The organism is Cupriavidus sp. UYPR2.512 (assembly GCF_000379565.1).
In the GTDB taxonomy this organism is placed as follows: domain Bacteria; phylum Pseudomonadota; class Gammaproteobacteria; order Burkholderiales; family Burkholderiaceae; genus Cupriavidus.
Genome location: NZ_KB903162.1, coordinates 208,482 through 226,076 on the forward strand (window position 1 = coordinate 208,482; position 17,595 = coordinate 226,076).

The window sequence follows — 17,595 nt, forward strand, 5'->3', positions numbered from 1 at the left end:
CCGGACCCGTCGCCGCAGCGGCGGGCGGGAAACTACCTTATTCCGCGGCTTCTTCGGCCGGGGCTTCGGTGATTTCCGGACGATCCACCAGTTCGACCAGCGCCATCGGCGCATTGTCGCCCTGACGGAAACCGAACTTCAGGATGCGGGTGTAGCCGCCCGGACGGGTGGCGTAGCGCGGGCCCAGTTCGGTGAACAGCTTGGTGACCATGTCGCGGTCGCGCAGGCGGGCGAAAGCCAGGCGGCGGTTGGCCACGGTGTCCTTCTTGGCCAGCGTGATCAGCGGCTCGACAACCTTGCGCAGTTCCTTGGCCTTGGGCACGGTGGTCTTGATCAGCTCGTGCTGGAACAGCGAGTTGGACATGTTGCGCAGCATCGCGAGACGGTGCGACGAGGTGCGGTTCAGTTTCCGCAGACCATGACGGTGACGCATGATGATTCCTTTCAGTTAAGTGTTTGACCAGCTCTTCTATCGTCCGATGCGGCTGGACGCGGGCCGGTAGTCATACATGCCCCGGCGCACAGCCAGGGCGGTTACCGCAGCGCGGGACCGGTGTCCCGCGCCGCAATTACTTCTCCAGACCTGCGGGCGGCCAGTTCTCGAGCTTCATGCCGAGGGTCAGGCCACGCGAGGCAAGGACTTCCTTGATCTCGTTGAGCGACTTGCGGCCCAGGTTCGGGGTCTTGAGCAGTTCGTTCTCGGTACGCTGGATCAGGTCGCCGATGTAGTAGATGTTTTCGGCCTTCAGGCAGTTGGCCGAACGCACCGTCAGCTCCAGGTCGTCGACCGGGCGCAGCAGGATCGGATCGATCTGCGGCGTGCGGCTCGAAGCCGCTTCGGCTGCCGACTCGGTGCCTTCCAGCGCGGCGAACACGGACAGCTGGTCGACCAGGATGCGGGCCGACTGGCGGATCGCTTCCTCGGGCGAGATCACGCCGTCGGTTTCGATGTTCATCACCAGCTTGTCCAGGTCGGTACGCTGTTCCACGCGAGCGGATTCAACGGCGTACGACACGCGGCGCACCGGCGAGAACGAAGCGTCCAGCACGATGCGGCCGATGACCTTGCCCGACTCGTCGCCGAACTTGCGCACGTTGCCCGGCACATAGCCGCGGCCTTGCTCGACCTTGACCTGCATGTCCAGCTTGCCGCCGGCCGACAGATGGGCAATCACGTGGTTCGGGTTGATGATCTCGACGTCGTGCGGCAGCTCGATATCGGCAGCCGTGACCACGCCCTCGCCATCCTTGCGCAGCGACACCGTGACTTCGTCGCGGTTGTGCAGCTTGAACACCACGCCCTTCAGGTTGAGCAGCAGGTTGACCACGTCTTCCTGCACGCCGTCGATGGTGGAATACTCATGGACCACCCCAGCGATCGTGACTTCGGTCGGTGCATAGCCGACCATCGACGACAGCAGCACGCGACGCAGGGCGTTACCGAGCGTATGGCCGTAGCCGCGCTCGAACGGCTCCATCACGACTTTGGCGTGATGGTCGCCCAGAGGCTCGACGGCGATGATTTTTGGCTTGAGGAGTGCTGTTTGCATTAGGTTGTCCTTTTCAATACCCTCGGCTCGTTACACCGATAAGGCTGACGTTTGGAACCTGAAAATCCCATCGCGAGATGGGCGAAGCCCGACCGCGCATACAGCGCGTCGGGCTGAAAGAGAAGCTTTGCGGCGAACGCAAGCTCTGGGCCGTTCCGTTCGCGTGATTAACGCGAGTACAGTTCGACGATCAGGCTTTCGTTGATGTCACCCGAGATATCGGCGCGATCCGGCGCTTGCTTGAAGGTGCCTTCGAACTTCTTCGAATCCACGGCCACCCAGGTCGGGAAGCCCGACTGCTCGGCCAGCGACAGCGCTTCAGCGATACGGACTTGCTTCTTCGACTGCTCGCGGATGGTGACGATGTCGCCAGCCTTGATCTGGGCCGACGGCACGTTCAGGGTCTGACCGTTCACCAGGATCGCCTTGTGCGACACCAGCTGGCGCGCTTCGGCGCGGGTCGAACCAAAGCCCATGCGGTACACGACGTTGTCCAGGCGCGATTCCAGCAGTTGCAGCAGGTTTTCGCCGGTATTGCCCTTGAGGCGGTCGGCTTCGGCGAAGTAGCGGCGGAACTGGCGCTCGAGCACACCGTAGATGCGCTTGACCTTCTGCTTTTCACGCAGCTGGTTGCCGTAGTCGGAGGTGCGGGCACCCGAGGTGCGGCCATGCTGGCCAGGCTTGCTGTCCAGCTTGCACTTGTCGGCCAGCGAGCGGCGGGCGCTCTTCAGGAACAGGTCGGTGCCTTCACGGCGGGAAAGTTTGGCCTTCGGGCCGGTATAACGTGCCACGTTGTCTTCCTTTAATCGATCGCGACGCCTTCAAGACGCGCCGCGAGTCCGTCAACGCAGTACTTCCGCAGTGCATGGCTGCACCCGGGAGACCGTGACGGACGGTGGGCTTATTAAGCGCGCCCCGTTGCCGGGTACGACGCTGCAAGCATTTTCAGTGCGCCGGCATGGGAATGTGCCGTAACGGCATGGGAATGTGCCGTAAGAGACATTGCCTCGACGCAAAACGAAAACCTGCCGCATTAAAATGCAGCAGGTCAGCGCGCGATACTACCATATCCGAAACCGGCAGGTAAACCCGCCGGACCCGGACACACCAACGCTCAGATGCGGCGGCGCTTCGGCGGACGGCAGCCGTTGTGCGGAATCGGCGTGACGTCTTCGATGATCGCGATCTTGATGCCCAGCGCGTTCAGCGCGCGGACAGCCGATTCACGACCCGGGCCGGGGCCCTTGATGCGCACTTCCAGGTTCTTGATGCCCTGGTCTTGCGCCACGCGGCCGGCGTTCTCGGCAGCAACCTGGGCAGCGAACGGGGTCGACTTGCGCGAACCCTTGAAGCCCTGGCCACCGGCGGTCGCCCACGACAGGGCGTTGCCCTGGCGGTCGGTGATCGTGATGATGGTGTTGTTGAACGAAGCGTGGACGTGCGCAATGCCGTCGGCAACGTTCTTCTTGACCTTTTTACGCGCGCGTGCGGCGTTATTCGGACCTTTTGCCATTAGTTTCTTCCTCTGCCTTCGGCTTTACTTCTTCAGAGCCACGCCGGCCTTGCGCGGACCCTTGCGGGTACGGGCATTGGTGCGCGTACGCTGGCCGCGCATCGGCAGGCCCTTGCGGTGACGCATGCCACGATAGCAACCAAGGTCCATCAGACGCTTGATGTTCATCGTGGTTTCACGACGCAGGTCACCCTCGACCGTGACCTTGCCCACTTCGTCGCGAAGCTTTTCCAGGTCGGCGTCGGTCAGATCCTTGACCTTCTTGTCAAACGGTACACCGGTGGCCTCGCAAATCTTGCGAGCGCGCGAGCGGCCGACACCATAAATGGCCGTCAGACCGATTTCGGTATGCTTGTGGTTCGGGATGTTAACCCCTGCGATACGTGCCATTCGTCAATCCTCTTTCCGATTAGCCTTGGCGTTGCTTGTGGCGGGGATCCGACGAGCAGATCACGCGCACGACACCGTTGCGCTTGATGATTTTGCAGTTGCGGCAAATGCGCTTAACAGAAGCCAGCACTTTCATAATTTTCCTCTTCCTTCAATTCCTGTTCGCTCACTTCGTCCGGAAGACGATTCGTGCGCGCGACAGATCATATGGGGTCAGCTCGACCGTCACCTTGTCACCCGGAAGAATCCGGATGTAGTTCATTCGCATCTTGCCGGAGATATGGCCCAGTACTACATGGCCATTTTCCAGCTTGACCCGGAACGTCGCATTGGGCAGGTTTTCCAGGACCTCCCCGTGCATCTGGATGACGTCGTCTTTTGCCATACCTAGCCTGTACCGATCCGAAGTCAGCGCAAGGTCAGATTGCCCTTGAAATTCGCCTTCTTCAGCAGCGACTCATATTGCTGCGACATCACGTAAGACTGAACCTGAGCCATGAAGTCCATCGTGACGACCACGATGATCAGCAGCGAGGTTCCGCCAAAGTAGAACGGAACGTTCCACCGCAGCACCAGGAATTCCGGCAACAGGCAGACCAGTGTGATATAGACCGCACCAGCCAGCGTCAGGCGCACCAGAATCTTGTCGATATAGCGCGTCGTCTGCTCGCCCGGACGAATGCCCGGAATGAAGGCACCGCTTTTCTTCAGGTTGTCTGCCACTTCACGGCTGTTGTACACCAGGGCCGTATAGAAGAAGCAGAAAAATACAATCGCAGCAGCGTACAGCAGGATGTAGACCGGCTGGCCTGGCGACAGCGTGGCAGCCAGGTCCTTGACGAACCGGCCCACTGCCCCGGTCGACTGGGACGTGAACCAGCCAGCGATCGTCGCCGGGAACAGGATGATCGACGATGCAAAGATCGGCGGAATCACCCCTGCCATGTTCAGCTTCAGCGGCAGGTGCGACGACTGGCCGCCGTACACCTTGTTGCCGACCTGACGCTTGGCATAGTTCACCAGGATCTTGCGTTGGCCCCGCTCGACGAACACCACGGCGAAGGTCACACCGATCACGATCGCCACGATGAAGATCGCCGCGATGATGCTCATGGAACCCGTGCGGACCAGTTCAAACAGCCCGCCGATCGCGTTGGGCAGGCCCGCCGCGATACCGCCGAAGATGATGATCGAGATGCCGTTGCCCAGACCACGCTCGGTGATCTGCTCACCCAGCCACATCAGGAACATCGTGCCGGTCACCAGCGTAATCACTGCCGTGGCCCGGAACATCAGGCCCGGATCCAGCACCAGCCCAGGCTGCGACTCCAGCGCCACCGCAATCGACAGCGCCTGGAACGTGGCCAGGACCACGGTGCCGTAGCGCGTGTACTGCGTGATCTTGCGCTGCCCTGCCTGCCCTTCCTTCTTCAGCGCTTCCAGCTGCGGCAGCACGATCGTCAGCAACTGCATGATGATCGACGCCGAGATGTACGGCATGATGCCGAGCGCGAACACGGTAAAGCGCGACAGCGCCCCGCCCGAGAACAGGTTGAACATCCCGAGGATGCCACCCGACTGACTCTGGAAAAGCTTCGCAAGCTGCTCCGGATCGATACCGGGCACCGGAATATGAGCGCCGATGCGGTACACGATCAGGGCCAGCACCAGGAACATCAGCCGGCGCTTGAGGTCGCCGTACTTCGCCGTGTTCCTGGCTTGCGCGCTTGCATTGGGTTTCGCCGTGGCCAAACGATGCTCCGACTATGACTGCCTATGCTGCGATGAATGCCGTATCAGGCTGCGATCTGGCCGCCGGCGGCTTCGATCGCGGCCTTGGCGCCAGCGGTGGCGCCCAGACCCTTGATCGTCACCTTGCGGGTCAGCTCGCCGGCCTTGATGACCTTGGCGCTCTTGACCAGGTCGCCGACCAGGCCAGCCTGCTTCAGGACCAGCAGGTCGACTTCGGCCGCTTCCAGGCGCTCGATGTCACGCAGCGTGACTTCGGCGGTGAACGCCTTGGTCAGCGAGGTGAAGCCGCGCTTGGGCAGGCGACGATACAGCGGCATCTGGCCGCCTTCGAAGCCCACCTTGTGGAAGCCGCCCGAACGCGACTTCTGACCCTTGTGACCGCGACCGGCGGTCTTGCCCAGGCCGGAGCCGATACCACGGCCGACGCGACGCTTAGCGTGCTTCGAACCGTCAGCCGGTTTCAGGTTGTTCAGTTGCATCTTGCTCTCCAAGTCCCGATCAGGCCAGAACCTTGACCAGGTACGAGACCTTGTTGATCATGCCGCGCACGGCGGGCGTGTCCTGCAGCTCCGACACCGAGTTGATGCGGCGCAGGCCCAGGCCACGAACGGTGGCGCGATGATCCTCGCGCGTGCCGATCAGGCTGCGCACGAGTTGCACTTTTACGGTTTTCTGCGACATTGCGTTCACCTTAACCCAGGATGTCTTCGACCGACTTGCCACGCTTGGCGGCGATTTCGCCCGGCGTGCTCATCTTCTGAAGGCCGTCCAGCGTGGCGCGAACCATGTTGTACGGGTTGGTGGAGCCGTGCGACTTGGTCACCACGTTGGTGACGCCCATCACTTCGAAGATCGCGCGCATCGGGCCGCCGGCGATCACGCCGGTACCTTCCTTGGCGGGCATCATCAGCACCTTGGCGGCGCCGTGCTTGCCAACGACTTCGTGTTGCAGCGTGCCGTTCTTCAGCGAGACCTTGACCATCTTGCGACGGGCTTCGTCCATTGCCTTCTGAACTGCCACCGGCACTTCCTTGGCCTTGCCCTTGCCCATGCCGATGCGGCCATCGCCGTCACCAACCACGGTCAGCGCAGCGAAACCGAGAATCCGGCCGCCCTTCACCACCTTGGTGACGCGGTTGACCGAGATCATCTTCTCGCGGAGGCCGTCGTCGCGTTCGTCCTGCTGGACTTTTGCTTGCATCTTTGCCATGACGTATCTCTCTTTGTGCGCTTAGAACTTGAGGCCGGCTTCGCGGGCAGCGTCAGCCAGTGCCTTCACGCGACCGTGGAAGCGGAAGCCGGCGCGATCGAACGCGACGGTTTCCACGCCGGCAGCCTTCGCCTTTTCGGCGATGCGCTTGCCGACCGCGGTCGCGGCAGCGGTGGTAGCACCATTGCCGGTCAGTTCCTTGCGGACGTCTGCCTCTGCGGTCGAAGCCGAAGCCAGCACCTTGGTGCCGCACTCCGAGAAGACCTGGGCGTAAATATGCGAATTCGTACGGAACACGGTCAGACGATTGACTTTCATCTCCGCGATCTTGGCGCGGGTCTGACGTGCACGGCGCAAACGAGCGTCTTTCTTGTTCATCATTGCACCCCTTACTTCTTCTTGGTTTCCTTCAGGATGACGCGCTCGTCGCTGTAACGCACACCCTTGCCCTTGTAGGGCTCAGGCGGGCGGTACGCGCGGACTTCCGCGGCAACCTGACCGACTTTCTGCTTGTCCGCACCCTTGATGATGATCTCGGTCTGCGTCGGCGTTGTCGCCGTCACGCCTTCCGGCATCTCATGGATCACGTCGTGCGAGAAACCAAGCTGGAGCTTCAGCGCAGCGCCTTGCAGCTGGGCACGATAGCCCACGCCGACGAGGTTCAGCTTGCGCTCGAAACCGGTGGTTACGCCCTTGACCATATTGGCCACCAGAGCACGCATCGTGCCCTGCAGAGCGTTTGCTTCACGCGATTCGTCAGCCGGAGCGAAGGTCAGCGTGTCGTTTTCGACATTGACCTTGACCAGGCTGTGAATCGGCTGCGACAGCGTGCCGAGCGGGCCCTTCACGGAGAGCACGCCAGCCGCCACGTTCACTTCCGCGCCCTTGGGGAGCGCGATGGGAGCCTTACCTACACGGGACATGGTTCTCTCCTTAAGCGACGTAGCAGAGAACTTCGCCGCCCACGCCAGTCGCGCGAGCCTTGCGGTCGGTCATCAGACCCTGCGGGGTCGAAATGATCGCCACACCCAGGCCGTTCATCACTTGGGGGATGTCGCTGCGGCCCTTGTACACGCGCAGGCCGGGCTTCGAGACGCGCTCAATGCGCTCGATGACCGGACGGCCGGCGTAGTACTTGAGACCGATGCTCAGTTGTGCCTTGCCGCCATCTTCCTGGACGGCGTAGTCGTCGATGTAGCCTTCGTCCTTCAGGACCTTGGCGATTGCCACTTTCAGCTTCGACGACGGCATGACAACCGACGCTTTCTGCACGCCCTGGGCGTTGCGGATGCGCGTCAGCATATCGGCGATAGGATCGCTCATGCTCATACTGTTTCTCCTGTAGCCTGTGCGTAATTACCAGCTGGCTTTCGTCAGACCCGGGATTTCGCCCTTGAAGGCGATTTCGCGGATCTTGTTACGCGCCAGGCCAAACTTGCGGAAGGTACCGCGGGGACGACCGGTGATCGCGCAGCGGTTACGCTGGCGAGTCGGGTTCGCGTTGCGCGGGAGCTGTTGCAGCTCGAGACGCGCGCTGTAACGCTCTTCTTCCGACTTCTCTTGGTCGTCAATAATGGCCTTGAGGTTGGCGCGCTTGGCGGCATACTTCGCCACCAGCTTGGCGCGCTTCTTCTCACGTTCAATCAGAGCCAGTTTAGCCACGGTTACCCCTTAATTGCGGAACGGGAACTTGAACGCACCGAGGAGTGCCTTGGCTTCCTCGTCGTTCTTTGCCGTCGTCGTGATGCTGATGTTCAGACCACGCAGTGCGTCGATCTTGTCGTACTCGATTTCGGGGAAAATGATCTGCTCTTTCACACCGATGTTGTAGTTGCCACGACCGTCGAACGACCGGCCCGACACACCACGGAAGTCACGCACGCGCGGCAGGGCCACGGTAACGAAACGATCGAGGAATTCGAACATGCGCTCGCCGCGCAGGGTCACCATCGCACCGATGGGGTAGCCCTGACGGATCTTGAAGCCGGCGATGGCCTTCTTGGCCTTCGTCACGACCGGCTTCTGACCGGCGATCTTGGTCAGGTCGCCCACGGCGTTCTCAATGATCTTCTTGTCATTGATGGCTTCGCCAAGACCCATGTTCAGGGTGATCTTGGTGATGCGCGGCACTTCCATGACCGACTTGTAGCCGAACTGTTCGATCAGCTTCGGCACAACCTGTTCTTTGTAAAACTCTTGCAGACGTGCTGCCATGCTCAACTCCTATACGTGCCCAGAATCAAGCTGCCACGACGGCGCCGGTGGTCTTCAGCACGCGCACGCGCTTGCCGTCTTCCACCTTGATGCCGACGCGCGACGGCTTGCCATTGGCATCCACGAGCGCAACGTTGGAAATATGCAGCGGCATGACCTTGTCGACCACACCACCGGTAGTGCCCAGCATCGGGTTCGGGCGGGCATGCTTCTTGGCGATGTTCACGCCTTGCACCGCAACCTTGTCACCCAGGACGGCCTGCACGGTACCGCGCTTGCCCTTGTCCTTGCCGGTCAGCACAATGACTTCGTCGCCTTTGCGAATCTTGTTCATGGCGGCTCCTTACAGCACTTCCGGAGCGAGCGACACGATCTTCATGAAGCGCTCGGTACGGAGTTCACGAGTCACCGGCCCGAAGATACGGGTGCCGATCGGCTCGAGCTTGTTGTTCAGCAGGACGGCGGCGTTGCCGTCGAACTTGATCAGCGAACCGTCAGCGCGGCGCACGCCCTTGGCGGTACGCACGACGACGGCGTTGTAGATGTCGCCCTTCTTCACGCGACCGCGCGGCGCTGCGTCCTTGACGGTCACCTTGATGATGTCGCCAACGCTTGCGTAGCGGCGCTTGGAGCCACCCAGCACCTTGATGCACAGCACTTCGCGCGCACCAGTGTTATCGGCCACTTCGAGCCGGCTTTCTGTCTGAATCATGGTGTTTGTCTTCCCAACTTAATCCGTCAGGTGCAAAAAGCGCCCATCGGTCAGTCTTGGTCCCGTCGGCTCCGGCATTGCGCCAGCTCCGTATGGGTTGATCAACTTTGAAGTCGGTAGGAACCAGGCGATCTCAACAACTTGCTGAGGCCGCTTGGCCCTGGCTCGCTTCACAGGCCCGCCCGGGTGGTACTGCAAAGGCGAACGCAACAAAGCGGAAGTCCAGGATTATAGCTACATAATCCTGGACTTGCAAGTCAAGCTAAGAACGTGTTGTTCTTAGATGACGCGTGCAGCCTCTACCAGCCGGGAAACCACCCAGGACTTGGTCCGCGACAGCGGACGGCCTTCCTGGATCTCGACCTTGTCGCCTTCCTTGTACTGGTTGGCTTCGTCGTGTGCGTGGTACTTCTTCGAACGCAGCACGTACTTGCCGTACAAAGGATGCTTGACGCGGTTTTCCACCAAGACCGTAACGGTCTTGTCCATCTTGTCGCTCACGACACGGCCGACCAGGGTACGGCGAAGCGACTTTTCCGTTTGTGCAGCTTCAGTCATTTCGCGTTTGCCTTTTCCGTCAGCATGGTTTGCACACGCGCGATGTCCTTGCGGACCTTCTTCAGCTGGCTGGTGTTCTGCAGCTGTTGGGTCGCCTTTTGCATGCGCAGGCTAAATTGGGCCTTCAGCAGCTCGGAGAGCTCCTGGTTCAGCCCGGCGGCGTCCTTGCCGCGAAGTTCGGATGCTTTCATCCCTGCTCTCCTTACGTCCCGACCTGGCGCACCACGAAATTGGTCGCGATCGGCAGCTTGGCAGCGGCGAGGCGGAACGCCTCCCGTGCCAGCTCTTCGGTCACGCCATCCATTTCGTACAGCATCTTGCCCGGCTGGATTTCAGCCACGTAGTATTCCGGATTGCCCTTGCCGTTACCCATACGGACTTCGGCGGGCTTCTTCGAGATCGGCTTGTCCGGGAAAATCCGGATCCAGATGCGGCCGCCACGCTTGATGTGGCGGGTCATCGCACGACGTGCCGACTCGATCTGACGAGCGGTCAGGCGGCCACGGCCCATGGCCTTCAGGCCGAATTCGCCGAAAGACACGGCGTTACCACGGGTAGCCTTACCCGTGTTGCGGCCCTTCTGCTCCTTGCGGTATTTTCTGCGCTTAGGTTGCAGCATCGTTATTCTCCACTCTTCGCATCGCCAGGCGCACCGCGGCGACCGGCACCTGCACCGGCGCCACCGCGACGGTTGCCACCCGGGCGGCCTTCGCCTTCACGGCGGCGGCCTTCCGGACGACCCGGGCGACGACGACGGTCGTCCTGCGGCTCTTCCACCACCGGCGCGTCGTTGCGGCCGAGGTGATCACCCTTGTAGACCCACACCTTGACACCGATGATGCCGTAGGTGGTTTCTGCTTCGGAGAAGCCGTAGTCGATGTCGGCGCGCAGGGTGTGCAGGGGCACACGGCCTTCGCGGTACCACTCGGTACGTGCGATTTCGATACCGTTCAGACGGCCGGCGCTCATGATCTTGATACCCTGGGCGCCCAGGCGCATCGCGTTCTGCATGGCGCGCTTCATGGCGCGGCGGAACATGATGCGGCGCTCGAGCTGCTGGGTGATCGAATCGGCGATCAGCTGAGCATCGGTTTCCGGCTTGCGGATTTCCTCGATGTTCACGTGCACGGGCACGCCCATGCGACGCTGCAGTTCAGCCTTGAGCAGTTCGATGTCCTCACCCTTCTTGCCGATCACCACGCCCGGACGCGAGCTGTAAATGGTGATGCGTGCATTGCGGGCGGGGCGCTCGATCACGACGCGGCCAACCGATGCGTTCTTCAGCTTCTTCTTCAGGAAGTCTCGAACTTCGATGTCTTCCTTCAGCATGCCGGCGAACTTCGTGTTGCTGGCGTACCAGCGCGAAGCCCAGTTACGGCTGACAGCCAGGCGGAAGCCAGTCGGATGAATCTTCTGTCCCATCGTGACTCCTTAGTTGCCGAGCGTCACAGTGATGTGACAGGTTTGTTTCTCGATGCGGTTGCCGCGACCCTTTGCCCGTGCGGTGAAGCGCTTGAGCGAGGTTGCCTTGTCGACGAAGATCGATTTGACCTTCAGTTCGTCGATGTCGGCGCCTTCGTTGTGCTCAGCGTTGGCGATGGCCGATTCGACCACCTTCTTCACGATCCCGGCAGCCTTTTTCGGGCTGAACTGCAGGACATTGAGCGCGCGCTCGATCGGCAGACCACGGATCTGGTCAGCGACCAGGCGCGTCTTCTGGGCGGAGATGCGGGCACCGCGATGAATCGCTTTCACTTCCATGATGGCACCTTACCTCTTCGCTTTCTTGTCAGCCGCGTGGCCCTTGAACGTGCGGGTAATCGCAAATTCACCGAGCTTGTGGCCAACCATGTTTTCCGTAACGTACACCGGCACGTGTTGACGGCCGTTGTGCACGGCGATCGTCAGGCCAATGAACTCCGGCAGAATGGTCGAGCGACGCGACCAAGTCTTGATGGGCTTCTTGTCCTTGCCGCTCGAGGCGACTTCCACCTTCTTCAGCAGGTGGGCGTCGCAGAACGGACCCTTTTTAGCGGAACGAGTCATATCTTTAGCTCCTACCTACCGATTAACGCTTGTGGCGCTTCTGGACGATCATGCTGTCCGTGCGCTTGTTGCTGCGGGTACGGTAACCCTTGGCCGGGGTACCCCACGGCGAAACCGGATCGCGACCAGCGGCGGTCTTGCCTTCACCACCACCGTGCGGGTGATCCACCGGGTTCATCACGACACCACGCACCGTCGGGCGGATACCGCGCCAGCGGGTTGCACCGGCCTTGCCGATGACGCGCAGGCTGTGCTCTTCGTTGCCCACTTCACCGATGGTGGCGCGGCACTCGATGTGCACGCGGCGCACTTCACCGGAGCGCAGGCGAACCTGGGCGTACAGGCCTTCACGAGCCAGCAGCACGGCGGAACCGCCGGCGGCACGTGCGATCTGCGAACCCTTGCCCGGCAGCATTTCCACGTTGTTGATCGTGGTACCGACCGGAATGTTGCGGATCGGCAGGTTGTTACCGGCCTTGATCGGCGCTTCCGAGCCGTTCAGCAGCGGCTGGCCGGCAACCATGCCCTTGGTGGCAATGATGTAGCGGCGCTCGCCGTCGGCGAACAGCACCAGCGCGATATTGGCGCTGCGGTTCGGATCGTATTCCAGGCGCTCGACGCGGGCGGGGATGCCGTCCTTGTCGTTGCGCTTGAAGTCGATCACGCGGTAGTGGTGCTTATGACCACCGCCCTTGTGGCGGGTGGTGATATGACCATTGTTGTTACGGCCCGACTTCTGGAATTGCTTTTCCAGCAGCGGAGCGTGCGGGGCGCCCTTGTGAAGGTCCTTGTTGACCACCTTCACCATCGAGCGACGACCCGGGGAAGTCGGCTTGGTCTTGACGAGTGCCATGATTACTTGGCCTCCGCTTCAAAATTGATTTCCTGACCCGGCTTCAGCGAAACGTAGGCCTTCTTCACGTGGTTGCGACGCCCCATGAAACGGCCAAAGCGCTTCTGCTTGCCCTTCTGGTTCAGGATCTGAACGGACTGCACCTCGACCTTGAACAGCAGTTCGACGGCGGCCTTCACTTCTGCCTTGTTGGCATCGCGGGCCACTTCGAACACAACTTGTTCATTCTTGTCGGCGACCAGGGTTGCCTTTTCGGAAACCACCGGCGCGAGCAGCACCTGCATCAAACGATGATCGTTCTTGGCTACTTGCGTCATTTCAGCAACTCCTCGATCTGCGCGACGGCTGCCTTGGTCACCAGCACCTTCTTGTAGTGCACGAGCGACAGCGGGTCAGCCTGGCGCGGCTCGACAACTGCCACGTGCGGCAGGTTGCGCGAAGCCAGGTAGAGGTTTTCGTCGAGGCTGTCGGTGATGATCAGCACCGAGTCCAGGCCCATGGCCTTGAACTTGTCGGCCAAGAGCTTGGTCTTGGGCGCGTCGACAGTGAAACCGTCCACCACGTTGATACGGCCTTCACGTGCGAGCTGCGAGTAAATCGAGCGCATGCCGGCACGGAACATCTTCTTGTTGACCTTCTGGGTGAAGTTCTCTTCCGGCGAATTCGGGAAGATACGGCCGCCCCCGCGCCACAGCGGCGAGGAAGACATACCGGCACGAGCACGGCCCGTACCCTTCTGGCGCCACGGCTTCTTGGTCGTGTGCTTGACCTCTTCACGATCCTTCTGCTTACGGTTGCCGCTGCGAGCGTTGGCCTGGTAAGCGACGACGATCTGGTGAACGAGGGCTTCGTTGTAGTCACGGCCGAACACTTCGGGCGAAGCGTCAACGCCCGCGCCGATCTGGCCATTGTCCTGGAGGAGCTTGAGTTCCATTACATGCGCTCCTTAAGCTTTGGCTTTGGCCTTGACGGCCGGGGTAACGATGACCTTGCCGTTCTTGGAGCCGGGAATGGCGCCCTTGACCAGCAGCAGCTTGCGCTCTGCGTCGATCTTGGCGATTTCCAGGTTCTGCACGGTGCGGGTGACATCGCCCAGGTGACCGGTCATGCGCTTGCCCGGGAACACACGGCCCGGATCCTGCGCCATACCGATCGAGCCCGGCACGTTGTGCGAGCGCGAGTTACCGTGCGTGGCACGGCCGGAGGCGAAGTGGTAGCGCTTGATGGTACCGGCGTAGCCCTTACCGATGGTCACGCCCTGCACGTCGATCTTCTGACCGACTTCGAACAGGTCGACCGACAGCGAACCGCCAGCTTGCAGTTCGGCAGCCTTGGCTGCATCGATACGGAATTCGCGGATGATTTCGCCGGCTTCCACGCCGGCTTTGGCGAGGTGACCCGCCAGCGGCTTGGTAACGCGGCTTGCGCGTCGTGCGCCGAAGGTGACTTGAACCGCGGTATAACCGTCGGTCTCGTCCGTCTTGATTTGCGTCACGCGGTTGTCGCCGACCTCGACCACGGTAACGGGAATCGCTTCACCGTCGTCCGTGAAAATACGGGTCATGCCAACCTTGCGACCTACAAGGCCAAGGCTCATGGTTTGCTCCATTCCCAGCTGCGATTGGCCGGGGCTGATTGATACACGAAAACTGTGTTTGCTGTGGACCTGCGCTAAAGAAGACTGCGCGCGGCCAAAATGGCCAGCCCACTACCCGAGGAAACGGGTAGCCTTACACTATATCGCAGCGGTTTGGAAAGGGCAATATGAATTGCGGTTTCGCCTGCAGTGTTGTAGGCAGGCATGCCGCAGTAGTGGCGCTTGCGTGGCTTGGCGTGTGGTGTGGAGGCGACGGCGCTGAGCAAACGCGGCGCTTAGCGCATATAGGTCCGGCGCCAGATCCATCGCCATGCTGCGCGTCATCTGCGCGATGGCGGGCGGCTTTCGACACCGGATAGAGTCAGCGCCCGGTCTGCGCCACGTTGGCACAGATACCGGTGAAATTGACGATTGCGCGTGACAATGACGACCTTGCCCTGCAGTCCTTTCATGCTTGTCTCGTGTGCCGGCAGTAGCCGGCGGTAGTTGCGGGCGGGCCTCTGCGGGCCCGTTCCGGATCGATGCCGCAGCGCAGCCTACTTGCCTTCGCTCTCCTGCCAGCGCGCCATCAGCGTGTTCGCCGGCAGCGTCTCGTCCAGCAGCTTGCGCGCAGTCTCAACGCCCGCCACCGGCAAACCCGCCGGGTCCAGCTTGCCGATCTGCACCAGCACGCTCGCCTGGTCCCAGTAGATATGCTCGTGGTACAGCTTGTCGCCGCGGAACTTGACGATGGCAATCAGCGGGATCTCCACGCGCTTGCCGGTGGGCGGCACGCCGGGCAGCATCCAGTCGATCTCGCACGTATGCGTGAAGCAGAACAGCATCTCGTCGACGATCTGCGTGGCCCCGACCGTGCGCGACAGCGGGATCAGCGTGGTGTCGGGCGGGTTGCTGTGCACGAAGTGGTGCTGGTAGAAGCGCCGCAGCTGCGCGTAGCCGACGCCGCCGGTCATGGTCGGGATATGGTTCACATAGGGCTGCGGCACCATCGTCGCCATGGTGGCATCGACATCGCGCGTGGCGAATTCATACTCGCAGTGCTTGTCCCACAGCGCCGAGAAGTCATAGTGCGGCCCCATCTCGCCGCGCAGCGCCGCGATCGAGCGCTGGTGCGCCATCAGCGCCGAGGGCTTGTCGAAGTGCTCGCCGCCTACCCGCGCAAAGGCATGGTCGACGCCCGGGTAGACGTACACCTCGATGTTGTCCCGGCCTGCCAGCGCCTCGCGGATCGCGGCTTGTGCCTGCGGCTGGCAGAAGCCGTCCTTCTCCGCGATATGCAGCACCAGGCGGCCACGCACGTTGGCGGCCTCGGCGAGGGCGTGCTCGATGCCCACGCCGTAGTACGCCACCGCACAGGCCACGTCGGGCAGCCGGCAGGCCGCCAGGTAGGCCAGCTTGCCGCCCAGGCAGAAGCCCAGCACGCTGGTCTGGCCGACGCATTCCGGCCGCGCCCGCAGGGCATCCAGCGCGGCGCCCACATCCTGCACGCCCTTGGCTTCATCGAACTGCTGATACAGGCCCAGTGCCCGCTGGAAGTCCTCGCCGCGGTCGGTCAGCTCGATGCCGGGCGCGATGCGCCAGAACAGGTCGGGCACCAGCACCGTATAGCCTTCCTCGACATAGTAGTCGGCCACCTGGCGCATGGTCGCGTTGACGCCGAAGATCTCCTGGCACAGCACAATGCCCGGGCCCTTGCCCGCCGCCGGGGTGGCGAGATAGCCGCTGAAACTACCTTCGGGAATCTGGATCTGGATAGTCTGGCCCATGGCCTGCGCTCCTTGTCGTTCTCTGTTTGCTGACAGTTGGGTGTCGGATGGGGCTGCCGTGCTGGATTCCATGTTGGTGGCTCCGCACCGCAGCAAACTAGCCGCTGGCTGCAGCGGCTATCCGATTAGTGCAGGAAAGTGTGGGTTCGGTCAATGCAAGGCGGCGCGGCCGGGGCTAGGCTCCGAAGCCATTCGGCACGCCAGAAAACAAAAACGGCGAACCGAAGTTCGCCGTTTTGCTGCAGCAGACCGCGGATGCGGCCCGAAGCATGATTACACCTTGATCTCGACGTCCACGCCTGCCGGCAGGTCGAGCTTCATCAGCGCGTCAACCGTCTTGTCGGTCGGGTCGACGATGTCCATCAGGCGCTGGTGCGTGCGGATCTCGAACTGATCGCGGCTGGTCTTGTTGACGTGCGGCGAACGCAGGATGTCGAAGCGCTGGATGCGGGTCGGCAGGGGCACCGGGCCCTTGACGATTGCGCCGGTACGCTTGGCGGTATCCACGATTTCGGCGGCCGACTGGTCGATCAGGCGGTAGTCGAAAGCCTTCAGGCGGATACGGATCTTCTGGTTCTGCATGATATTTCCTTAAAAGAGCGATTGGGCAACGTGCCCGTTGAATGGGGACATGCCCGACAGGCATGTCCCAGGAAGTGCTTAGTCGAGGATCTTTGCCACGACGCCGGCGCCGACGGTACGGCCGCCTTCACGGATAGCGAAGCGCAGGCCTTCTTCCATGGCGATCGGGGCGATCAGCTTGACGGTGATCGACACGTTGTCACCCGGCATCACCATTTCCTTGTCCGCCGGCAGCTCGATCGAGCCGGTCACGTCGGTGGTACGGAAGTAGAACTGCGGGCGGTAGTTGTTGAAGAACGGGGTGTGACGGCCGCCTTCGTCCTTCGACAGGATGTACACCTCGCCGGTGAAGTGGGTGTGCGGCTTGATCGAACCCGGCTTGCACAGCACCTGGCCGCGCTCGACGTCTTCACGCTTGGTGCCGCGCAGCAGCAGACCGACGTTGTCGCCAGCCTGACCCTGGTCCAGCAGCTTGCGGAACATTTCCACGCCGGTGCAGGTGGTCTTGACCGTCGGCTTGATACCGACGATTTCGATTTCTTCGCCGACCTTGACCACGCCACGCTCGATACGGCCGGTCACCACTGTGCCGCGACCCGAGATCGAGAACACGTCTTCCACCGGCATCAGGAAGGTACCGTCAACGGCACGCTCCGGCGTCGGGATGTAGGTGTCCAGCGCGTCGGCCAGGTTCATGATGGCCACTTCGCCCAGCTCGCCCTTGTCGCCTTCCAGCGCCAGCTTGGCCGAACCCTTGATGATCGGGGTGTCGTCGCCGGGGAACTCGTACTTGCTCAGCAGCTCGCGAACTTCCATCTCGACCAGCTCGAGCAGTTCAGCGTCGTCCACCAT

At 61.7% G+C, this 17,595-nt stretch carries 31 protein-coding genes; all 31 read right to left on the minus strand.

The features are described 5' to 3' along the window. Positions 1 to 37 precede the first annotated feature (37 nt). Positions 38 to 433: a 50S ribosomal protein L17 gene (gene rplQ / locus A3A5_RS0128935; protein ID WP_010812373.1), complete on the minus strand. Its 396-nt coding sequence runs from the start codon at positions 431 to 433 to the stop codon at positions 38 to 40. A gap of 136 nt (positions 434 to 569) precedes the next feature. Next, positions 570 to 1,550, minus strand: a complete 981-nt coding sequence (gene rpoA, locus A3A5_RS0128940; protein WP_018313954.1) for a DNA-directed RNA polymerase subunit alpha — start codon at positions 1,548 to 1,550, stop codon at positions 570 to 572. Between the two features lie 167 nt (positions 1,551 to 1,717). Next, positions 1,718 to 2,341 (minus strand): 30S ribosomal protein S4, encoded by a 624-nt coding sequence (rpsD, locus tag A3A5_RS0128945; protein WP_018313955.1) that lies wholly within the window; start codon positions 2,339 to 2,341, stop codon positions 1,718 to 1,720. Positions 2,342 to 2,664: 323 nt separating this feature from the next. Next, positions 2,665 to 3,063: a 30S ribosomal protein S11 gene (gene rpsK, locus A3A5_RS0128950; RefSeq protein ID WP_010812376.1), complete on the minus strand. Its 399-nt coding sequence runs from the start codon at positions 3,061 to 3,063 to the stop codon at positions 2,665 to 2,667. A 24-nt stretch (positions 3,064 to 3,087) separates the two neighbouring features. Then, entirely contained in the window at positions 3,088 to 3,453 is a 366-nt protein-coding gene (gene rpsM / locus A3A5_RS0128955; protein WP_010812377.1) for a 30S ribosomal protein S13, read from the minus strand. A 19-nt stretch (positions 3,454 to 3,472) separates the two neighbouring features. Further along, positions 3,473 to 3,589 carry a 50S ribosomal protein L36 gene (gene rpmJ, locus A3A5_RS0128960; RefSeq protein ID WP_008642959.1) on the minus strand — a complete coding sequence of 39 codons (117 nt, stop codon included), beginning with the start codon at positions 3,587 to 3,589 and terminating at the stop codon, positions 3,473 to 3,475. A gap of 30 nt (positions 3,590 to 3,619) precedes the next feature. Beyond that, complete coding sequence (gene infA / locus A3A5_RS0128965; protein ID WP_018313956.1) at positions 3,620 to 3,838, minus strand: translation initiation factor IF-1; 219 nt, start codon at positions 3,836 to 3,838, stop codon at positions 3,620 to 3,622. Between the two features lie 23 nt (positions 3,839 to 3,861). Further along, positions 3,862 to 5,205 (minus strand): preprotein translocase subunit SecY, encoded by a 1,344-nt coding sequence (secY, locus tag A3A5_RS0128970; protein WP_013958241.1) that lies wholly within the window; start codon positions 5,203 to 5,205, stop codon positions 3,862 to 3,864. 44 nt (positions 5,206 to 5,249) lie between these two features. Further along, positions 5,250 to 5,684 carry a 50S ribosomal protein L15 gene (rplO, locus tag A3A5_RS0128975; protein WP_018313957.1) on the minus strand — a complete coding sequence of 145 codons (435 nt, stop codon included), beginning with the start codon at positions 5,682 to 5,684 and terminating at the stop codon, positions 5,250 to 5,252. Positions 5,685 to 5,703: 19 nt separating this feature from the next. Further along, the gene (gene rpmD / locus A3A5_RS0128980; RefSeq protein WP_010812381.1) at positions 5,704 to 5,886 is read right to left on the minus strand and encodes a 50S ribosomal protein L30; all 183 of its coding nucleotides are present in this window, start codon (positions 5,884 to 5,886) and stop codon (positions 5,704 to 5,706) included. 10 nt (positions 5,887 to 5,896) lie between these two features. After that, on the minus strand, positions 5,897 to 6,415 hold the full coding sequence (gene rpsE / locus A3A5_RS0128985; RefSeq protein WP_006160449.1) for a 30S ribosomal protein S5: 519 nt from the start codon (positions 6,413 to 6,415) through the stop codon (positions 5,897 to 5,899). A gap of 21 nt (positions 6,416 to 6,436) precedes the next feature. Further along, positions 6,437 to 6,793: a 50S ribosomal protein L18 gene (gene rplR, locus A3A5_RS0128990; protein ID WP_026201241.1), complete on the minus strand. Its 357-nt coding sequence runs from the start codon at positions 6,791 to 6,793 to the stop codon at positions 6,437 to 6,439. 11 nt (positions 6,794 to 6,804) lie between these two features. Beyond that, a complete protein-coding gene (gene rplF, locus A3A5_RS0128995; protein WP_018313959.1) occupies positions 6,805 to 7,338 on the minus strand; it encodes a 50S ribosomal protein L6 in 534 nt (177 codons plus the stop codon). 10 nt (positions 7,339 to 7,348) lie between these two features. Continuing rightward, positions 7,349 to 7,744, minus strand: a complete 396-nt coding sequence (rpsH, locus tag A3A5_RS0129000; RefSeq protein ID WP_010812384.1) for a 30S ribosomal protein S8 — start codon at positions 7,742 to 7,744, stop codon at positions 7,349 to 7,351. Positions 7,745 to 7,771: 27 nt separating this feature from the next. Continuing rightward, the gene (rpsN, locus tag A3A5_RS0129005; protein WP_010812385.1) at positions 7,772 to 8,077 is read right to left on the minus strand and encodes a 30S ribosomal protein S14; all 306 of its coding nucleotides are present in this window, start codon (positions 8,075 to 8,077) and stop codon (positions 7,772 to 7,774) included. 9 nt (positions 8,078 to 8,086) lie between these two features. Next, positions 8,087 to 8,629: a 50S ribosomal protein L5 gene (rplE, locus tag A3A5_RS0129010; protein ID WP_010812386.1), complete on the minus strand. Its 543-nt coding sequence runs from the start codon at positions 8,627 to 8,629 to the stop codon at positions 8,087 to 8,089. A 25-nt stretch (positions 8,630 to 8,654) separates the two neighbouring features. Then, positions 8,655 to 8,963, minus strand: a complete 309-nt coding sequence (gene rplX / locus A3A5_RS0129015) for a 50S ribosomal protein L24 (protein WP_010812387.1) — start codon at positions 8,961 to 8,963, stop codon at positions 8,655 to 8,657. Positions 8,964 to 8,972: 9 nt separating this feature from the next. Then, entirely contained in the window at positions 8,973 to 9,341 is a 369-nt protein-coding gene (rplN, locus tag A3A5_RS0129020) for a 50S ribosomal protein L14 (protein ID WP_010812388.1), read from the minus strand. Between the two features lie 279 nt (positions 9,342 to 9,620). Further along, positions 9,621 to 9,899 carry a 30S ribosomal protein S17 gene (rpsQ, locus tag A3A5_RS0129025; RefSeq protein WP_010812389.1) on the minus strand — a complete coding sequence of 93 codons (279 nt, stop codon included), beginning with the start codon at positions 9,897 to 9,899 and terminating at the stop codon, positions 9,621 to 9,623. Beyond that, positions 9,896 to 10,090, minus strand: coding sequence for a 50S ribosomal protein L29 (gene rpmC, locus A3A5_RS0129030; protein WP_018313960.1), 195 nt, complete (start codon positions 10,088 to 10,090; stop codon positions 9,896 to 9,898). Before rpmC ends, rpsQ begins: the two co-directional genes overlap by 4 nt. A gap of 11 nt (positions 10,091 to 10,101) precedes the next feature. Continuing rightward, positions 10,102 to 10,518 (minus strand): 50S ribosomal protein L16, encoded by a 417-nt coding sequence (gene rplP, locus A3A5_RS0129035; RefSeq protein ID WP_006160465.1) that lies wholly within the window; start codon positions 10,516 to 10,518, stop codon positions 10,102 to 10,104. 2 nt (positions 10,519 to 10,520) lie between these two features. After that, positions 10,521 to 11,321 carry a 30S ribosomal protein S3 gene (gene rpsC / locus A3A5_RS0129040; protein WP_013958243.1) on the minus strand — a complete coding sequence of 267 codons (801 nt, stop codon included), beginning with the start codon at positions 11,319 to 11,321 and terminating at the stop codon, positions 10,521 to 10,523. Positions 11,322 to 11,330: 9 nt separating this feature from the next. After that, entirely contained in the window at positions 11,331 to 11,660 is a 330-nt protein-coding gene (rplV, locus tag A3A5_RS0129045; RefSeq protein ID WP_013958244.1) for a 50S ribosomal protein L22, read from the minus strand. A 9-nt stretch (positions 11,661 to 11,669) separates the two neighbouring features. Beyond that, the gene (gene rpsS / locus A3A5_RS0129050; RefSeq protein WP_010812394.1) at positions 11,670 to 11,945 is read right to left on the minus strand and encodes a 30S ribosomal protein S19; all 276 of its coding nucleotides are present in this window, start codon (positions 11,943 to 11,945) and stop codon (positions 11,670 to 11,672) included. A 22-nt stretch (positions 11,946 to 11,967) separates the two neighbouring features. Then, positions 11,968 to 12,798, minus strand: coding sequence for a 50S ribosomal protein L2 (gene rplB / locus A3A5_RS0129055; RefSeq protein WP_026201242.1), 831 nt, complete (start codon positions 12,796 to 12,798; stop codon positions 11,968 to 11,970). A gap of 2 nt (positions 12,799 to 12,800) precedes the next feature. Continuing rightward, entirely contained in the window at positions 12,801 to 13,115 is a 315-nt protein-coding gene (gene rplW / locus A3A5_RS0129060) for a 50S ribosomal protein L23 (RefSeq protein ID WP_006576245.1), read from the minus strand. Further along, positions 13,112 to 13,732 carry a 50S ribosomal protein L4 gene (gene rplD, locus A3A5_RS0129065; RefSeq protein WP_010812396.1) on the minus strand — a complete coding sequence of 207 codons (621 nt, stop codon included), beginning with the start codon at positions 13,730 to 13,732 and terminating at the stop codon, positions 13,112 to 13,114. The genes rplW and rplD overlap by 4 nt, the downstream gene beginning before the upstream one ends. A 12-nt stretch (positions 13,733 to 13,744) precedes the next feature. Next, entirely contained in the window at positions 13,745 to 14,395 is a 651-nt protein-coding gene (rplC, locus tag A3A5_RS0129070; RefSeq protein WP_010812397.1) for a 50S ribosomal protein L3, read from the minus strand. Between the two features lie 536 nt (positions 14,396 to 14,931). Next, a complete protein-coding gene (locus A3A5_RS0129075) occupies positions 14,932 to 16,161 on the minus strand; it encodes a dienelactone hydrolase family protein (protein ID WP_018313962.1) in 1,230 nt (409 codons plus the stop codon). Between the two features lie 273 nt (positions 16,162 to 16,434). Beyond that, the gene (gene rpsJ, locus A3A5_RS0129080) at positions 16,435 to 16,743 is read right to left on the minus strand and encodes a 30S ribosomal protein S10 (protein WP_006160488.1); all 309 of its coding nucleotides are present in this window, start codon (positions 16,741 to 16,743) and stop codon (positions 16,435 to 16,437) included. Between the two features lie 78 nt (positions 16,744 to 16,821). Further along, the coding region (locus A3A5_RS0129085) for an elongation factor Tu (RefSeq protein ID WP_018313963.1) at positions 16,822 to 17,595 on the minus strand (774 nt) is incomplete at its 5' end.

Coding starts and splice junctions, on each gene's coding strand:
- rplQ (WP_010812373.1), bottom strand. CDS start 433: ATGCGTCACCGTCATGGTCTGCGGAAACTGAACCGCACCTCGTCGCAC.
- rpoA (WP_018313954.1), bottom strand. CDS start 1,550: ATGCAAACAGCACTCCTCAAGCCAAAAATCATCGCCGTCGAGCCTCTG.
- rpsK (WP_010812376.1), bottom strand. CDS start 3,063: ATGGCAAAAGGTCCGAATAACGCCGCACGCGCGCGTAAAAAGGTCAAG.
- rpsM (WP_010812377.1), bottom strand. CDS start 3,453: ATGGCACGTATCGCAGGGGTTAACATCCCGAACCACAAGCATACCGAA.
- rpmJ (WP_008642959.1), bottom strand. CDS start 3,589: ATGAAAGTGCTGGCTTCTGTTAAGCGCATTTGCCGCAACTGCAAAATC.
- infA (WP_018313956.1), bottom strand. CDS start 3,838: ATGGCAAAAGACGACGTCATCCAGATGCACGGGGAGGTCCTGGAAAAC.
- rplO (WP_018313957.1), bottom strand. CDS start 5,684: ATGCAACTGAACAACCTGAAACCGGCTGACGGTTCGAAGCACGCTAAG.
- rpmD (WP_010812381.1), bottom strand. CDS start 5,886: ATGTCGCAGAAAACCGTAAAAGTGCAACTCGTGCGCAGCCTGATCGGC.
- rpsE (WP_006160449.1), bottom strand. CDS start 6,415: ATGGCAAAGATGCAAGCAAAAGTCCAGCAGGACGAACGCGACGACGGC.
- rplR (WP_026201241.1), bottom strand. CDS start 6,793: ATGAACAAGAAAGACGCTCGTTTGCGCCGTGCACGTCAGACCCGCGCC.
- rplF (WP_018313959.1), bottom strand. CDS start 7,338: ATGTCCCGTGTAGGTAAGGCTCCCATCGCGCTCCCCAAGGGCGCGGAA.
- rpsH (WP_010812384.1), bottom strand. CDS start 7,744: ATGAGCATGAGCGATCCTATCGCCGATATGCTGACGCGCATCCGCAAC.
- rplE (WP_010812386.1), bottom strand. CDS start 8,629: ATGGCAGCACGTCTGCAAGAGTTTTACAAAGAACAGGTTGTGCCGAAG.
- rplX (WP_010812387.1), bottom strand. CDS start 8,963: ATGAACAAGATTCGCAAAGGCGACGAAGTCATTGTGCTGACCGGCAAG.
- rplN (WP_010812388.1), bottom strand. CDS start 9,341: ATGATTCAGACAGAAAGCCGGCTCGAAGTGGCCGATAACACTGGTGCG.
- rpsQ (WP_010812389.1), bottom strand. CDS start 9,899: ATGACTGAAGCTGCACAAACGGAAAAGTCGCTTCGCCGTACCCTGGTC.
- rpmC (WP_018313960.1), bottom strand. CDS start 10,090: ATGAAAGCATCCGAACTTCGCGGCAAGGACGCCGCCGGGCTGAACCAG.
- rplP (WP_006160465.1), bottom strand. CDS start 10,518: ATGCTGCAACCTAAGCGCAGAAAATACCGCAAGGAGCAGAAGGGCCGC.
- rpsC (WP_013958243.1), bottom strand. CDS start 11,321: ATGGGACAGAAGATTCATCCGACTGGCTTCCGCCTGGCTGTCAGCCGT.
- rplV (WP_013958244.1), bottom strand. CDS start 11,660: ATGGAAGTGAAAGCGATTCATCGCGGTGCCCGCATCTCCGCCCAGAAG.
- rpsS (WP_010812394.1), bottom strand. CDS start 11,945: ATGACTCGTTCCGCTAAAAAGGGTCCGTTCTGCGACGCCCACCTGCTG.
- rplB (WP_026201242.1), bottom strand. CDS start 12,798: ATGGCACTCGTCAAGACCAAGCCGACTTCCCCGGGTCGTCGCTCGATG.
- rplW (WP_006576245.1), bottom strand. CDS start 13,115: ATGACGCAAGTAGCCAAGAACGATCATCGTTTGATGCAGGTGCTGCTC.
- rplD (WP_010812396.1), bottom strand. CDS start 13,732: ATGGAACTCAAGCTCCTCCAGGACAATGGCCAGATCGGCGCGGGCGTT.
- rplC (WP_010812397.1), bottom strand. CDS start 14,395: ATGAGCCTTGGCCTTGTAGGTCGCAAGGTTGGCATGACCCGTATTTTC.
- A3A5_RS0129075 (WP_018313962.1), bottom strand. CDS start 16,161: ATGGGCCAGACTATCCAGATCCAGATTCCCGAAGGTAGTTTCAGCGGC.
- rpsJ (WP_006160488.1), bottom strand. CDS start 16,743: ATGCAGAACCAGAAGATCCGTATCCGCCTGAAGGCTTTCGACTACCGC.